Here is a 14680-nt window from a genome sequence, read left to right on the forward strand (position 1 = left end):
CGCAAGGGGAATCAGATCCCGTATTGCGCGCGATAAGCCTCGACCGCAGGCAGATGCTGCTTGAGCTGCTCATCATCGGCCAGGAACTGCAGGACCTGGGTCAGGGACACGATGCTGACCACCGGAATCGCGAAGTCACGCTCGACTTCCTGGATCGCCGACAGCTCGCCATTGCCGCGCTCCTGGCGGTTGAGCGCGATCAGCACGCCGGCGGGCTTGGCGCCCTGGGCCTGGATGATCTGCATCACCTCGCGGATCGCGGTCCCGGCGGTGATCACGTCGTCGATGATCAGCACATCACCGGCCAACGGCGCGCCGACCAGGCTGCCGCCTTCGCCGTGGGCCTTGGCTTCCTTGCGGTTGAAGCACCAGGGCAGATCGCGCCCGTGATGTTCGGCCAGGGCCACGGCGGTGGCCGCCGCCAGGGGGATGCCCTTGTAGGCCGGGCCGAACAGCACGTCGAACGCAATGCCGCTCTCGACGATCGCCGCCGCATAGAAACGACCCAGTTGAGCCAGAGCCGAACCGCTGTTGAACAGGCCGGCATTGAAGAAGTAAGGGCTGGTACGCCCGGACTTCAGGGTGAACTCACCGAAGCGCAAAACCCCGCGATCGATGGCGAAACGAATGAAATCGCGTTGATACGCCTGCATGAAAAAAGCCCCAAATACCACGGATTTAGCTAATTAGGTAGACCTTGGGGTATCATACACGCACGTGATTTTTGGGGCCATTTATGCGGATCATCAGTGTGAACGTCAATGGTATTCAGGCCGCAGTCGAGCGTGGTTTGCTCAGTTGGCTGCAAGCACAGAATGCCGACGTCATCTGCCTGCAGGACACCCGCGCCTCCGCCTTTGAACTGGACGACCCAGCCTTCCAACTGGATGGCTACTTCCTTTATGCCTGCGATGCCGAAGTCCCCGCCCAAGGTGGCGTGGCTCTGTACTCGCGGTTGCAACCGAAGGCTGTCATCAGCGGTCTCGGTTTCGAGACGGCAGACCGCTACGGGCGCTACCTGCAAGCCGATTTCGACAAGGTCAGCATCGCGACCTTGCTGCTTCCCTCGGGGCAGAACGGCGATGAAGACTTGAACCAGAAGTTCAAGCTTATGGATGACTTCGCCCGCTATCTGGACAAACAGCGGCGCAAACGTCGCGAGTACATTTATTGTGGCTCGCTGTACGTGGCGCAGCAGAAGCTGGATATCAAGAACTGGCGCGACAGCCAGCAATCCCCGGGGTTCCTGGCGCCGGAACGGGCCTGGATGGACGAGATTGTCGGCAACATGGGCTATGTCGACGCCCTGCGCGAAGTCAGCCGCGAAGGCGACCAGTACAGCTGGTGGCCGGATAACGAACAGGCCGAGATGCTCAACCTCGGCTGGCGTTTCGACTATCAGCTGCTGACCCCGGGCCTGCGGCGCTTCGTGCGCAGCGCACGCCTGCCGCGCCAGCCGCGCTTCTCGCAGCACGCACCGCTGATCGTCGACTACGACTGGACGCTGACCATCTAAGCGTCTTTTCGCAGCGACAAAAAAGCCGACATCACGTCGGCTTTTTTGCGCGTCATTGCCTGATATAACGGCAGCCGAGGCTACTTGAGCGGTCGCCAGGTGAAGGGGTAGCGGTAAGCCACGCCCTCGTTGGCCTTGATGCCGGCAATGATGGTCAGCACCACCGCCGCGATCACCAGCAGGCCAAACAGCGGAATGCCGATCAGGACGAACATCAGCGGGATACAGATCATCGCAGCCACCGCCACGGTGATCTGGAAGTTCAGCGCTTCCTTGCCCTGGGCGTCGATGAACGGGTCCTGCTCGCGCTTCATCTGCCACAGGATCAGCGGTCCGATCAGGCTGCCGAACGGAAACCAGTAGCCGAGAAACGCCGACAAATGACAGAACATCGCCCATTGCCTGACTTCCTGGCTCGGGGCGGGTACGGGTAGTTGCTCGTCACTCATGGCGCTCTCCTTATCCTGGAAACAGTCCGAACACTCAGTCGGCCAGAACGGCCTTCTGCAATTCGAAGATTTCGCTCATGCCTTTTTGCGCCAACGCCAGCATCGCGTTCAACTCCTCGGGCTGGAACGGCGCGCCTTCGGCAGTGCCCTGCACCTCGATGAAACCACCGGTGCTGGTCATGACCACGTTCAGGTCGGTCTCGGCCGCCGAGTCCTCCAGGTAGTCCAGGTCGAGCACCGGCTCGCCCTGGTACATGCCCACCGATACCGCGGCGATCATCTGCTTGAGCGGGCTGCCGCCCTTCAGGCCGCCGCGCTTCTTGATCACGCCCAGGGCATCGACCAGCGCGACCATGGCACCGGTGATGGAGGCGGTGCGGGTGCCGCCGTCGGCCTGGATCACATCGCAGTCGACATACAGCGTCACGTCGCCCAACTTGGACATGTCCAGCGCGGCCCGCAGCGAACGACCGATCAGGCGCTGGATCTCCAGGGTGCGACCGCCTTGCTTGCCGCGACTCGCCTCACGCTGGTTACGCTCGCCGGTGGCGCGCGGCAGCATGCCGTATTCGGCGGTCAGCCAACCCTGGCCTTGGCCCTTGAGGAAACGCGGCACGCCGTTCTCGACGCTGACCGTGCAGATCACTTTGGTATCACCGAACTCGACCAGTACAGATCCCTCGGCGTGTTTGGTGTAGTTGCGGGTGATGCGGATCGAGCGGAGCTGATCGGCGGCGCGACCACTTGGACGTTTCATCTGGGAATACCTGTACGGGGACGGAAATCTACTGGGCATTATAGAGGCCAGGGACTGCGCTGGGCACCTCTAAATACCTCAGGGCCCGCTCCGCGACATCGCGGCGGTTTGGGGGCAACGGCCGCACTGCGCTACAATCCTGCGCCTTTGCTGCCCGTCGGCTTTAATTCATTCACCGGTCCTGCCCGCCCAAGCGGCGGCGAACCTGAATCGCGAGGTACTTCCATGGTCCACAGCATGACCGCCTTCGCCCGCGTCGAAAGCGCCGTCAGCCAGGGCACCCTGAGCTGGGAACTGCGCTCGGTCAACAGCCGCTACCTGGAACCCCACCTGCGCCTGCCGGAGTCGTTCCGCGACCTCGAGGGCGCGGTTCGCGAAGCCCTGCGCCAGGGCCTGTCGCGGGGCAAGCTGGAATGCACCCTGCGCTTCACCGAGGAAACCACCGGCAAGGCCCTGCAGATCGACCGCGAGCGCGCCACCCAGCTGATCGCCGCCGCCGAAACCGTCGCCGGCCTGATCAAGCAGCCCGCCGCGCTGAATCCGCTGGAAGTCCTCGCCTGGCCCGGCGTGCTGGTGGCCGACGCCAGCGACCCGCAGGCCCTGAACAACGAGGCCCTGGCCCTGTTCAACCAAGGGCTCAAGGAACTCAAGAACGGCCGCCAGCGCGAAGGCGCGGAGTTGGCCCGCCTGATCGTGGAGCGCCTGGACGCCATCGAGGGCGATGTCGCGACCCTGCGCGAACAGGTCCCGCAGATGCTCGCCAGCCAGCGCCAGAAAGTCCTCGACCGCTTCGCCGACATGCAGGCCGAGCTGGACCCAGCCCGCCTGGAACAGGAAATGGTCCTGCTGGCGCAGAAAAGCGACGTGGCCGAAGAGCTCGACCGCCTCGCCACCCATATCATCGAAGTCCGCCGGGTCCTCAAGTCCGGCGGCGCGGCCGGCCGACGCCTGGACTTCCTGATGCAGGAACTCAACCGCGAAGCCAATACCCTCGGCTCCAAGGCCTTCGACCCGCGCAGCACCCAGGCGGCGGTCAACCTCAAGGTGTTGATCGAGCAAATGCGCGAACAAGTACAGAACATCGAGTAAGGCTAACCCGACATGACCCACAGCACTGGCACCCTCTACATCATTTCCGCACCGTCGGGCGCAGGCAAGACCAGCCTGGTCAAGGCCCTGATCGATGCCGAGCCGCAGATCCGCGTCTCGGTCTCGCACACCACCCGCGCCATGCGTCCGGGCGAAGAAAACGGCGTGAACTACCACTTCGTCGACCGCGCCGAGTTCGTGCGCATGGTCGAGCACGGTGATTTCCTCGAACAGGCCGAAGTTTTCGGCAACCTCTACGGCACCTCCCAGAGCCACCTGCAGCAGACCCTGGACGAAGGCCACGACCTGATCCTGGAAATCGACTGGCAGGGCGCCGAACAAGTGCGCCGGCAAATGCCCGAGGCCCGTTCCATCTTCATCCTGCCGCCCAGCCAGCAGGCCCTGCGCCAGCGCCTGACCAACCGTGGCCAGGACAGCGACGCGATCATCGAAGGGCGGATGCGCGAAGCGGTCAGCGAAATGAGCCACTACGTCGAATACGATTTCCTGATCATCAACGACGATTTTGCCCACGCACTGGACGACCTGAAGGCGATTTTCCGCGCCAATCGCCTGCAACAACTGCCCCAGCAGCAACAATTCACTCAACTGTTGAGTGAATTGTTGGCATAAGCAACACTTCCCAAAAGCGTCGCGAGGGCTTTACATTGGTACTCGTGGCGCGTTGGCGAACCTGGTGGAGAAATCAGCGCTTCCCTAATCGCTGGTGATTTTTTAAACTGTTTAGTCCGCCCGCCCATCCGGGCACCGCGACTACCGTATTTGCTACGAGGAACACCATGGCCCGCGTAACCGTTGAAGACTGCCTAGAACATGTGGCTAACCGTTTTGAGCTGGTCATGCTCTCCACCAAGCGTGCTCGTCAACTGGCGACCGGCGGCAAAGAGCCGAAGCTGGCGTGGGAAAATGACAAGCCGACCGTAATGGCCCTGCGGGAAATCGCCGAAGGTTATGTGACGAACGAGTTCATCGCCGAACAGGATATCGTCCATGAAGACCCAGTCTTCGCCGCCTTCGAGGACGAGTCCAACGAGGCCGTCTAAGCCTATGCCTGGTCGACGTAGCACGGCGCAGGGTACAAGGCTTCGGCCGGGGGAAACCTCATGCCGAGCATAGACGCCCTCGCCGATCGCTTATCGACCTACCTCGGCGCCGACCAGGTCAATCTGGTCCGCCGGGCGTACTTCTACGCCGAACAAGCCCATGACGGTCAACGCCGTCGTAGCGGCGAAGCCTACGTCACGCATCCGCTGGCGGTGGCCAATATCCTTGCCGACATGCACATGGACCATCAAAGCCTGATGGCCGCCATGCTCCATGACGTGATCGAAGACACCGGAATCGCCAAGGAAGCGCTGCAGGCGCAGTTCGGCGAAACCGTGGCCGAACTGGTCGACGGGGTCAGCAAGCTGACCCAGATGAACTTCGAGACCAAGGCCGAAGCCCAGGCGGAAAACTTCCAGAAAATGGCCATGGCCATGGCCCGCGACATTCGCGTGATCCTGGTCAAGCTGGCCGACCGCCTGCACAACATGCGCACCCTGGAAGTGCTCTCCGGCGAAAAGCGCCGGCGCATCGCCAAGGAAACCCTCGAGATCTATGCGCCCATCGCCAACCGGCTGGGCATGCATGCGATCCGCGTCGAATTCGAAGACCTCGGCTTCAAGGCCATGCACCCGATGCGTTCCGCGCGGATCTACCAGGCGGTCAAGCGCGCCCGGGGCAACCGCAAGGAAATCGTCAACAAGATCGAAGAATCCCTGAGCCACTGCCTGGCTGTCGACGGCATCCAGGGCGAGGTCAGCGGACGCCAGAAACACCTGTACGGCATCTACACCAAGATGCGCGGCAAGCGCCGGGCCTTCAACGAGATCATGGACGTCTACGCGTTCCGGATCATCGTCGACAAGGTCGACACCTGCTATCGGGTCCTCGGCGCTGTGCATAATTTGTACAAACCCTTGCCCGGACGCTTCAAGGACTACATCGCGATTCCCAAGGCCAACGGCTACCAGTCGCTGCACACCACGCTGTTCGGCATGCACGGCGTACCGATCGAGATCCAGATCCGTACCCGCGAAATGGAAGAGATGGCCAACAACGGCATCGCCGCCCACTGGCTGTACAAGTCCAGCGGCGACGAGCAGCCCAAGGGCACCCATGCCCGGGCCCGCCAGTGGGTCAAAGGCGTGCTGGAAATGCAGCAACGGGCCGGCAACTCCCTGGAATTCATCGAAAGCGTGAAGATCGACCTGTTCCCAGACGAGGTCTACGTGTTCACGCCCAAGGGCCGGATCATGGAGCTGCCGAAAGGCTCCACGGCGGTGGACTTTGCCTACGCGGTGCACACCGATGTCGGCAACAGCTGCATTGCCTGCCGGATCAATCGCCGTCTCGCGCCGCTGTCCGAACCGCTGCAAAGCGGCTCCACGGTCGAGATCGTCAGCGCCCCCGGCGCGCGCCCGAACCCGGCCTGGCTCAACTTCGTGGTCACCGGCAAGGCGCGCACCCATATCCGCCACGCCCTGAAACTGCAACGCCGCTCCGAATCCATCAGCCTGGGCGAACGCCTGCTGAACAAGGTGCTCAACGGTTTCGACAGTGCCCTGGACAAGATTCCGGGCGAACGCGTGCAGGCCATGCTCCACGAATACCGCCTGGAACTGATCGAAGACCTGCTGGAAGACATCGGCCTGGGCAACCGCATGGCCTATGTGGTCGCCCGCCGCCTGCTGGGCGAAGGCGAACAACTGCCCAGCCCTGAAGGCCCGCTGGCGATCCGCGGTACCGAAGGCCTGGTGCTCAGCTACGCCAAGTGCTGCACGCCGATCCCGGGCGACCCGATTGTCGGTCACCTGTCCGCCGGCAAAGGTATGGTGGTGCACCTGGACAACTGCCGCAACATCAGCGAGATCCGCCACAATCCGGAAAAATGCATCCAGCTCTCCTGGGCCAAGGATGTCACCGGCGAATTCAACGTCGAGCTGCGTGTCGAACTGGAACACCAGCGCGGCCTGATCGCCCTGCTGGCCAGCAGCGTCAATGCCGCCGACGGCAACATCGAGAAAATCAGCATGGACGAACGCGATGGTCGCATCAGCGTGGTCCAACTGGTGGTCAGCGTGCACGACCGCGTGCACCTGGCCCGCGTGATCAAGAAACTGCGCGCCCTGACCGGCGTGATCCGCATCACCCGCATGCGCGCATAGCTCCCCAACGTAGCCGCCCATTACAAGGAACCCGTTCATGAGCAAGACCGTTATCAGCAGCGACAAGGCCCCGGCCGCCATCGGCACCTACTCCCAGGCGATCAAGGCCGGCAACACCGTCTACATGTCCGGCCAGATCCCCCTGGACCCGAAAACCATGGAGCTGGTGGAAGGCTTCGAAGCCCAGACCGTGCAGGTCTTCGAAAACCTGAAGGCCGTGGCCGAAGCGGCCGGCGGTTCGTTCAAGGACATCGTCAAGCTGAACATCTTCCTCACCGACCTGAGCCACTTCGCCAAGGTCAACGAGATCATGGGCAAGTACTTCCAGCAGCCTTACCCGGCCCGCGCCGCCATCGGCGTTGCCGCCCTGCCACGCGGCTCGCAGGTCGAGATGGACGCGATCCTGGTCCTCGAATAAGCGCCCGCCACGCCGTTCACGAACAACCCCGCACTGCCTGGCGCAGCCCTCACGCTGCGCCAGCTTCGTCTGCAAAGGATTCCACCATGCGCAAAGCGCTTGCCCTCTCGGTGTTTGCCCTCCTGCTCGGCGGCTGCGCCAGCGACCCTGCCAAGTACGATATCAGCGGCACCTGGATCAACCAGGCCGCCATCGATGCCGCCGTCAAGAAGGGCAGCCTGCGTAACGCCCTGGAGACCTACGGGCCGAACCTGGAATGGAACATCGACACCCGTAACGGTCAGGCCAAGTACAGCAACGGCTTCGAGCGCCCCGAGGGTCATGTGCGCGCGGACGGCAAGCAGTGGCATGTCGACTTCTATGGCAGCGCCGGGACGTCGCTGGCGCGCGACGGCAAGGAGCTGATCCAGGGTGCCAGCGATTCGGAACCGGAACAGCCGTTCGTGCGGGCCGAGACCGAACTGCCGGCCAATGCGCCGGTGGGCGCCAGCTTCGAGCAGGCCCTGTACTCGGCCTACATGGGGGGCGACTGGAAGATTACCAGCGGCCCGGGCGAAGGTGGCCAGGTGAAATTCCTGCCGGACGGACGCCTGCAAGGCTTGCCCGGCAGCGACCGCTACGCGCTGTGCCTGGCCGGCGACTGCGCCTCCATGAGCGGCCAGAACGACAGCATCTGGCTGCAGCAAGGCGGCAAGGGCAGCGCCTGGATCTTCGTGCGCAAGGGCAAGCAGCTGGAAATCTTCCAGGCGCTGAACTCGGCCCAGGCCGACGAACAGCCGCAGCTCAACCCCGGCGCCCGTCAGTGGTTGCTGGAGAAATAACCTCAGCAACGACCCTCGAGAATCGCCGCATAACCCTCGCGAAAACTCGGATAGCGTGGAGCCCAGCCCAGGGCCCGCGCCCGGGCATTGCTACAGCGCTTGCTGCCGGTGCGGCGGACACTGGCGTCCTCCGCCCACTCGGTCACCCCCAGGTACTCGCGCAACCAGCCCACCACCTCGGCCAACGGCGCCGGCGCATCATCGACACCGATATAGCAATCCTCCAGCGCCTGCCCGGCACGATCGGCCTGCAGCAGGAACGCCAGCAGCCCGGCCGCGTCGTCGACATGAATCCGGTTGGCATATAAAGGCGGCTCCACCACCACCCGATAGCCGCGCCGAACCTGGGTCAACAACCACTCGCGACCCGGACCGTAGATCCCGGTCAGACGCACCCGGGTCGCCGGAATACCACTGTCCAGCGCCATCTGCTCGGCCTCCAGCATCAACCGTCCGGAATAACCTTCGGCTTCGGCCGGCGAAGTCTCGTCGACCCACTCCCCCGCCTGCTGGACATACACACTGCTGCTGGACACAAACAGCAGGCGCCGCGGCCGCTGGCCCGATTGCCTGAGCCAGCTCAACACATGCCGCAACCCTTCGACGTAGGCTGCGCGATAACCCGCCTCGTCGTGATCGGTCGCGGCGGCGCAATACACCAGGTAATCCAGCGGGCCGCTCGGCCAGGTGTCGGGCCGTTGCTCGGCGAACAGGTCGCCCGCCACCCCCACGACACCCTCCGGCAAACGCGCGATCGAGCGGCGCAGACCATGGACTCGCCAACCTTGACCGAGCAACTGCGTTGCCAGGCGACTACCGACATCGCCGCAACCGGCAATCAGAACAGAAGGAGCAGACATCACGGATCTCCACGAAAAAAACCACAGGCTGGCGCTGAAAATTGACCAGCAGTTAGCAATGGAAGAAAAAAAGAGACGCTATTACTGTTGCTAACAAGAATTACTTGCAATAATGCACGACCAAATGTTCTCGGCCCCACGAGGCCTGGAAGGACAAGACCCTCTTCTATCTTCTCTCAGGTCCGGCCAGCATGACACGCACTAAACGCCCCGCTTCATCACCCCTGCCCCATAGCCCATCGCGCGCCTGGCGCTCGGCAGCGGCGTTGCTGCTCAGCCTGTTGCTGGCACCGACACTGACGTTCGCCGACGAAGCCGCACCGCACAGTGCACCCGCCACTGTCGCAGCAACCCCGACCGAGCATGCCGCGCCTGTCGCGGCACCGACCGCCGGCGCTCCAGTCCAGGCCGAGCATGCCACATCGGGCGACACCACGGATGCCGACGCGCTGCCCGCCGAGGATAACAGCCTGGGCATGGCCCACGACCTGTCCCCGTGGGGCATGTACAAGAACGCCGACATCGTCGTCAAGATCGTGATGATCGGCCTGGCCATCGCCTCGATCATCACCTGGACTATCTGGATCGCCAAGGGCTTCGAACTGCTGGGCGCCAAGCGTCGCCTGCGCCGTGAGATGCTCGCCCTGAAAAAGGCCCGCACCCTCAGGGAAGCCAGCGAAACCGCCCGCCAGGAAGGCACCCTCGCCCACCTGCTGGTGCATGACGCCCTGGAAGAAATGCACCTGTCGACCAACAGCCGTGAGAAAGAAGGCATCAAGGAACGCGTGAGCTTCCGTCTCGAGCGCCTGGTCGCCGCCTGCGGGCGCAACATGAGCCACGGCACCGGCGTGCTCGCCACCATCGGTTCCACCGCGCCCTTCGTCGGCCTGTTCGGTACCGTGTGGGGCATCATGAACAGCTTCATCGGCATCGCCAAGACCCAGACCACCAACCTCGCCGTGGTCGCACCGGGTATCGCCGAAGCCCTGCTGGCCACCGCCCTGGGCCTGGTCGCGGCCATTCCGGCCGTGGTGATCTACAACGTCTTCGCCCGCTCCATCGCCGGCTACAAGGCCCAGGTAGCCGACGCTTCGGCCCAGGTGTTGCTGCTGGTCAGCCGTGACCTCGACCACCTGCCGCCCGAGCGCTCCACGCAAACGCCGCACATGGTGAAAGTGGGGTAATCAGCCATGGGCCTGCATTTGAACGAAGGTGGCGACGACCTCGCCGAAAACCACGAAATCAACGTCACGCCGTTTATCGACGTGATGCTGGTCCTGCTGATCATCTTCATGGTGGCCGCGCCCCTGGCCACCGTGGACATCAAGGTCGACCTGCCCGCGTCCACCGCGAAGCCGGCACCACGGCCGGAAAAACCGGTGTTCCTCAGCGTCAAGTCGGACCAGCGGCTGTTCCTCGGTGAAGACGAAGTCAAGGCCGATGCCCTGGGCGCCACCCTCGACGCCCGGACCCACGGCAAAAAGGACACGACCATTTTCTTCCAGGCCGATAAAGGCGTGGATTATGGCGACCTGATGCGCGTGATGGACGCCTTGCGCGCCGCCGGCTATCTGAAGGTCGGCCTGGTGGGACTCGAGACGGCAGCCAAGAAATGATCAATACGCGCCAAAAGCTGACGCGTTACGGCGCCAGCCTGGGCCTGGTGCTGGGTATTCACGCGGTAGCGATCCTCGCCGTGCTGAACGGGTCGGTGTCCAAGCCCATCGAGCTGCCGCCACAGGCCATGATGGTCGAACTGGCGCCATTGCCCCCGGCCCCACCGCCCCCGGCACCGCCCAAGGTGATCACCCCGCCACAGCCACCCGCGCCCGTGGAAGAATTGCCGTTGCCCAAGCTGGCCGAAGCGCCGCAGCCGACGATCTCGGTGCCCAAGCCGGTCAAGCCGAAACCCAAGCCGCAACCGCCCAAGCCACAGGTGAAGCCGGAACCGGTGAAGGAGAAGCCCGCGGAGGAGAAACCTGCCGACACGCCGCCAACCCACACGCCAACGGAAAAACCCACGGCACCGGCGCCAGGGCCTTCGCCCCAGCAGCTCGCGGCGAAAGCCAACTGGCAAGGCACCTTGCTGGCGCACCTGGGCAAGTACAAGAAGTACCCGCCGGCCGCGCAATCCCGTGGCAAGGAAGGCCTGAACCGCCTGCGTTTCGTGGTGGATGGCGAAGGCAAGGTGCTCTCGTATGAACTGGTGGGCCGCTCGGGCAACGCCGATCTGGACCGGGCCACCCTGGAAATGATCCGTCGTGCCGAGCCACTGCCCAAGCCGCCGGCCGAGATGCTGACCAACGGCAGCATCGAAATCGTCGCGCCGTTCGTGTACTCCATCGACAGGCGCAATCGCTGATGCAGAGAGATAACGACGGTCTGTGTTCAGACTGCGTCTGATAACGTGCGTCTATCGATGGTAGCCGTTATGCTTGCCCGGCAACCTTATGGACGCTCGCTATGACTCTCACAGAACTACGCTATATCGTCACCCTCGCCCAGGAACAACACTTCGGTCACGCGGCCGAGCGTTGTCATGTCAGCCAGCCGACCCTGTCGGTAGGCGTGAAAAAGCTGGAGGACGAACTCGGTGTGCTGATTTTCGAGCGCAGCAAGAGCGCCGTGCGCCTGACCCCCGTCGGCGAAAGCATCGTCGCCCAGGCGCAGAAGGTCCTCGAACAGGCCCAGGGCATCCGCGAACTGGCCCAGGCCGGGAAAAACCAGCTGACCGCCCCGCTGAAAGTCGGCGCGATCTACACCGTCGGCCCCTACCTGTTCCCGCACCTGATCCCGCAACTGCACCGGGTCGCGCCGCAGATGCCGTTGTACATCGAGGAAAACTTCACCCACGTGCTGCGCGACAAGCTGCGCAACGGTGAGCTGGACGCGGTGATCATCGCCCTGCCGTTCAACGAAGCCGACGTGCTGACCCTGCCGCTCTACGACGAACCGTTCTACGTGCTGATGCCGGCCTCGCACGCCTGGACCCAAAAGGAAAGCATCGACAGCGCCCTGCTCAACGACAAGAGCCTGCTGCTGCTGGGCGAGGGCCACTGCTTCCGCGACCAGGTCCTCGAAGCCTGCCCGACCCTGGCCAAGGGCGGCGACACGGCCAAGCACACCACGGTCGAGTCCAGCTCGCTGGAAACCATCCGCCATATGGTCGCCTCCGGCCTGGGCATTTCGGTGCTGCCGCTGTCGGCCGTGGACAGCCATCACTACGCCCCCGGCGTGATCGAAGTGCGCCCGCTGGCGCCGCCCGTGCCGTTTCGCACCGTGGCCATCGCCTGGCGCGCCAGCTTCCCGCGGCCCAAGGCGATTGAAATCCTCGCCGACTCGATCCGCCTGTGCTCGGTGGCCAAGCCTCCCGTAGCGAGCTGATCGACGTGACTGAACTGTCGCAAGTCTCGGTCACGGCGCTCAAGGGCGTCGGCGCGGCCATGGCCGAGAAGCTGGCCAAGGTTGGCCTGGAGACGATCCAGGACGTGCTGTTCCACCTGCCCTTGCGCTACCAGGACCGCACTCGCGTGGTGCCCATCGGTGCCTTGCGCCCAGGTCAGGACGCGGTGGTCGAAGGCGTGGTCAGCGGCGCCGACGTGGTCATGGGCAAGCGCCGCAGCCTGTTGGTGCGCCTCAACGACGGCACCGGCAGCCTGAGCCTGCGCTTCTACCATTTCAGCACCGCGCAAAAGGACGGACTCAAGCGCGGCACCCATGTGCGCTGCTATGGCGAAGCCCGGCCCGGGGCCTCTGGCCTGGAAATCTACCACCCGGAATACCGCGCCATCAGTGGCAACGAACCGCCGCCGATAGACACCACCCTGACCCCGATCTACCCCCTGACCGAAGGCCTGACCCAACAACGCCTGCGCCTGCTCTGCCAGCAAAGCCTGGCGATGCTCGGCCCGCGCAGCCTGCCGGATTGGCTGCCCCAGGAACTGGCCCGCGACTACCAGCTGGCGCCGCTGGACGAAGCCATCCGCTACCTGCACCAGCCGCCCGCCGATGCCGATGTCGACGAGCTCGCCCTGGGTCATCACTGGGCCCAGCACCGCCTCGCCTTCGAGGAACTGCTCACCCACCAGCTGTCCCAGCAACGCCTGCGCGAAAGCCTGCGGGCCCTGCGCGCGCCAACCCTACCGAAAGCGCAAAGGCTGCCCGGGCAGTTTCTCGCCAACCTGGGCTTCCCGCCGACCGGTGCCCAGCAGCGGGTCGGCAACGAGGTGGCCTACGACCTCAGCCAACCGGAACCGATGCTGCGGCTGATCCAGGGTGACGTCGGCGCGGGCAAGACCGTGGTCGCCGCCCTGGCCGCCTTGCAGGCCCTGGAAGCCGGTCACCAGGTGGCCCTGATGGCGCCGACCGAGATCCTCGCCGAACAGCACTTCCTCAATTTCCGCCGCTGGCTGGAACCGCTGGGCATCGAAACCGCCTGGCTGGCCGGCAAGCTCAAGGGCAAGGCCCGCGTCGCCGCCCTGGAGCAGATCGCCGGTGGCACCCCGATGGTGGTCGGCACCCACGCGCTGTTCCAGGACGAAGTGCAGTTCCGCAACTTGGCGCTGGTGATCATCGACGAGCAGCACCGCTTCGGCGTCCAGCAGCGCCTGGCGCTGCGCCAGAAAGGCGTCGGCGGGCGGATGTGCCCGCACCAGTTGATCATGACCGCCACGCCGATCCCGCGCACCCTGGCCATGAGCGCCTATGCCGATCTCGACACCTCGATCCTCGACGAGCTGCCGCCGGGCCGCACGCCGGTAAATACCGTGCTGGTGGCCGACAGCCGGCGCTTCGAAGTGGTGGAGCGGGTGCGCGCCGCCTGCGCCGAAGGCCGTCAGGCCTATTGGGTCTGCACGCTGATCGAAGAATCCGAAGAACTCACCTGCCAGGCCGCCGAAACCACCTTCGAAGAACTCGGCGCCGCCCTCGGCGAATTGCGCGTCGGACTGATCCACGGTCGCATGAAACCGGCGGAAAAGGCCGCCGTCATGGCCGAATTCAAGGCCGGCGCCCTGCAACTGCTGGTGGCGACCACGGTGATCGAAGTCGGCGTCGACGTGCCCAATGCCAGCCTGATGATCATCGAAAACCCCGAACGCCTGGGGCTCGCGCAACTGCACCAGTTGCGTGGCCGGGTCGGCCGAGGCAGCGCCGTCAGTCACTGCGTGCTGCTCTACCATCCGCCGTTGTCACAGATCGGCCGCCAACGCCTGGGGATCATGCGCGAGACCAACGACGGCTTCATCATTGCCGAGAAAGACCTGGAGCTGCGCGGCCCCGGGGAAATGCTCGGCACCCGCCAGACCGGGCTCCTGCAATTCAAAGTCGCCGACCTGATGCGCGACGCCGACCTGCTGCCGGCCGTGCGCGATGCCGCGCAAGCCCTGCTGGCACGCTGGCCGCAGCATGTCAGCCCGCTGCTGGAGCGCTGGCTGCGCCACGGCCAACAATACGGCCAAGTGTGATAGACCTCACAGTTTATAGACCATTAGGGCGGTCAAGCTGGTTATACTGGGGAGATTGTAGGAACCCGGATACAG

At 64.1% G+C, this 14680-nt stretch carries 16 protein-coding genes; 12 read left to right on the forward strand and 4 right to left on the reverse strand.

The genetic code is table 11. The annotated features are described in order from the left end of the window. Window positions 1–11 precede the first annotated feature (11 nt). The gene (gene pyrE, locus UCMB321_RS26800) at window positions 12–653 is read right to left on the reverse strand and encodes an orotate phosphoribosyltransferase (protein ID WP_040071706.1); all 642 of its coding nucleotides are present in this window, start codon (window positions 651–653) and stop codon (window positions 12–14) included. An 83-nt stretch (window positions 654–736) separates the two neighbouring features. Here pyrE and UCMB321_RS26805 point away from each other — a divergent pair, with 83 nt between their 5' ends. Then, the gene (locus tag UCMB321_RS26805; RefSeq protein WP_003176915.1) at window positions 737–1516 is read left to right on the forward strand and encodes an exodeoxyribonuclease III; all 780 of its coding nucleotides are present in this window, start codon (window positions 737–739) and stop codon (window positions 1514–1516) included. Window positions 1517–1596: 80 nt separating this feature from the next. Here the strand turns inward: UCMB321_RS26805 and UCMB321_RS26810 are convergent, their stop codons facing one another. Continuing rightward, a complete protein-coding gene (locus tag UCMB321_RS26810) occupies window positions 1597–1965 on the reverse strand; it encodes a DUF4870 domain-containing protein (protein ID WP_040071707.1) in 369 nt (122 codons plus the stop codon). Window positions 1966–1999: 34 nt separating this feature from the next. After that, the gene (gene rph / locus UCMB321_RS26815; protein ID WP_040071708.1) at window positions 2000–2722 is read right to left on the reverse strand and encodes a ribonuclease PH; all 723 of its coding nucleotides are present in this window, start codon (window positions 2720–2722) and stop codon (window positions 2000–2002) included. Window positions 2723–2947: 225 nt separating this feature from the next. On the opposite strand from rph, the gene UCMB321_RS26820 reads away from it, so the two are divergent. From UCMB321_RS26820 to UCMB321_RS26845, 6 genes are all read left to right on the forward strand, one after another. Then, window positions 2948–3811, forward strand: coding sequence for a YicC/YloC family endoribonuclease (locus tag UCMB321_RS26820; RefSeq protein ID WP_040071709.1), 864 nt, complete (start codon window positions 2948–2950; stop codon window positions 3809–3811). A gap of 12 nt (window positions 3812–3823) precedes the next feature. After that, entirely contained in the window at window positions 3824–4444 is a 621-nt protein-coding gene (gene gmk / locus UCMB321_RS26825; protein ID WP_040071710.1) for a guanylate kinase, read from the forward strand. A gap of 167 nt (window positions 4445–4611) precedes the next feature. Next, window positions 4612–4875: a DNA-directed RNA polymerase subunit omega gene (gene rpoZ, locus UCMB321_RS26830; protein ID WP_040071711.1), complete on the forward strand. Its 264-nt coding sequence runs from the start codon at window positions 4612–4614 to the stop codon at window positions 4873–4875. A gap of 60 nt (window positions 4876–4935) precedes the next feature. Further along, window positions 4936–7041, forward strand: coding sequence for a bifunctional GTP diphosphokinase/guanosine-3',5'-bis pyrophosphate 3'-pyrophosphohydrolase (gene spoT / locus UCMB321_RS26835; protein ID WP_040071712.1), 2106 nt, complete (start codon window positions 4936–4938; stop codon window positions 7039–7041). 37 nt (window positions 7042–7078) lie between these two features. Beyond that, window positions 7079–7459: a RidA family protein gene (locus UCMB321_RS26840; RefSeq protein ID WP_040071713.1), complete on the forward strand. Its 381-nt coding sequence runs from the start codon at window positions 7079–7081 to the stop codon at window positions 7457–7459. 86 nt (window positions 7460–7545) lie between these two features. Beyond that, window positions 7546–8280, forward strand: coding sequence for a lipoprotein (locus tag UCMB321_RS26845; protein WP_040071714.1), 735 nt, complete (start codon window positions 7546–7548; stop codon window positions 8278–8280). Window positions 8281–8282: 2 nt separating this feature from the next. Here the strand turns inward: UCMB321_RS26845 and UCMB321_RS26850 are convergent, their stop codons facing one another. Continuing rightward, window positions 8283–9140 carry an SDR family oxidoreductase gene (locus UCMB321_RS26850; protein WP_040071715.1) on the reverse strand — a complete coding sequence of 286 codons (858 nt, stop codon included), beginning with the start codon at window positions 9138–9140 and terminating at the stop codon, window positions 8283–8285. 191 nt (window positions 9141–9331) lie between these two features. Here UCMB321_RS26850 and exbB point away from each other — a divergent pair, with 191 nt between their 5' ends. The 5 genes from exbB (at window position 9332) to recG (ending at window position 14605) form a co-directional block, all read left to right on the forward strand. After that, on the forward strand, window positions 9332–10324 hold the full coding sequence (gene exbB, locus UCMB321_RS26855) for a tonB-system energizer ExbB (protein WP_040071716.1): 993 nt from the start codon (window positions 9332–9334) through the stop codon (window positions 10322–10324). Window positions 10325–10330: 6 nt separating this feature from the next. Beyond that, window positions 10331–10756 carry a TonB system transport protein ExbD gene (exbD, locus tag UCMB321_RS26860; RefSeq protein WP_040071717.1) on the forward strand — a complete coding sequence of 142 codons (426 nt, stop codon included), beginning with the start codon at window positions 10331–10333 and terminating at the stop codon, window positions 10754–10756. Then, complete coding sequence (locus tag UCMB321_RS26865) at window positions 10753–11502, forward strand: TonB family protein (RefSeq protein ID WP_040071718.1); 750 nt, start codon at window positions 10753–10755, stop codon at window positions 11500–11502. The genes exbD and UCMB321_RS26865 overlap by 4 nt, the downstream gene beginning before the upstream one ends. 101 nt (window positions 11503–11603) lie before the next feature. Then, on the forward strand, window positions 11604–12524 hold the full coding sequence (locus tag UCMB321_RS26870; RefSeq protein ID WP_040071719.1) for a hydrogen peroxide-inducible genes activator: 921 nt from the start codon (window positions 11604–11606) through the stop codon (window positions 12522–12524). Window positions 12525–12529: 5 nt separating this feature from the next. Then, window positions 12530–14605, forward strand: coding sequence for an ATP-dependent DNA helicase RecG (gene recG / locus UCMB321_RS26875; RefSeq protein WP_040071759.1), 2076 nt, complete (start codon window positions 12530–12532; stop codon window positions 14603–14605). Window positions 14606–14680 lie beyond the last annotated feature (75 nt).

Source organism: Pseudomonas batumici, from assembly GCF_000820515.1.
Lineage (GTDB): Bacteria > Pseudomonadota > Gammaproteobacteria > Pseudomonadales > Pseudomonadaceae > Aquipseudomonas > Aquipseudomonas batumici.

Bases quoted from the DNA above. Each gene is read 5' to 3' on its own strand.
- pyrE (WP_040071706.1), bottom strand. From the start codon at position 653: ATGCAGGCGTATCAACGCGATTTCATTCGTTTCGCCATCGATCGCGGG.
- UCMB321_RS26805 (WP_003176915.1), top strand. From the start codon at position 737: ATGCGGATCATCAGTGTGAACGTCAATGGTATTCAGGCCGCAGTCGAG.
- UCMB321_RS26810 (WP_040071707.1), bottom strand. From the start codon at position 1,965: ATGAGTGACGAGCAACTACCCGTACCCGCCCCGAGCCAGGAAGTCAGG.
- rph (WP_040071708.1), bottom strand. From the start codon at position 2,722: ATGAAACGTCCAAGTGGTCGCGCCGCCGATCAGCTCCGCTCGATCCGC.
- UCMB321_RS26820 (WP_040071709.1), top strand. From the start codon at position 2,948: ATGGTCCACAGCATGACCGCCTTCGCCCGCGTCGAAAGCGCCGTCAGC.
- gmk (WP_040071710.1), top strand. From the start codon at position 3,824: ATGACCCACAGCACTGGCACCCTCTACATCATTTCCGCACCGTCGGGC.
- rpoZ (WP_040071711.1), top strand. From the start codon at position 4,612: ATGGCCCGCGTAACCGTTGAAGACTGCCTAGAACATGTGGCTAACCGT.
- spoT (WP_040071712.1), top strand. From the start codon at position 4,936: ATGCCGAGCATAGACGCCCTCGCCGATCGCTTATCGACCTACCTCGGC.
- UCMB321_RS26840 (WP_040071713.1), top strand. From the start codon at position 7,079: ATGAGCAAGACCGTTATCAGCAGCGACAAGGCCCCGGCCGCCATCGGC.
- UCMB321_RS26845 (WP_040071714.1), top strand. From the start codon at position 7,546: ATGCGCAAAGCGCTTGCCCTCTCGGTGTTTGCCCTCCTGCTCGGCGGC.
- UCMB321_RS26850 (WP_040071715.1), bottom strand. From the start codon at position 9,140: ATGTCTGCTCCTTCTGTTCTGATTGCCGGTTGCGGCGATGTCGGTAGT.
- exbB (WP_040071716.1), top strand. From the start codon at position 9,332: ATGACACGCACTAAACGCCCCGCTTCATCACCCCTGCCCCATAGCCCA.
- exbD (WP_040071717.1), top strand. From the start codon at position 10,331: ATGGGCCTGCATTTGAACGAAGGTGGCGACGACCTCGCCGAAAACCAC.
- UCMB321_RS26865 (WP_040071718.1), top strand. From the start codon at position 10,753: ATGATCAATACGCGCCAAAAGCTGACGCGTTACGGCGCCAGCCTGGGC.
- UCMB321_RS26870 (WP_040071719.1), top strand. From the start codon at position 11,604: ATGACTCTCACAGAACTACGCTATATCGTCACCCTCGCCCAGGAACAA.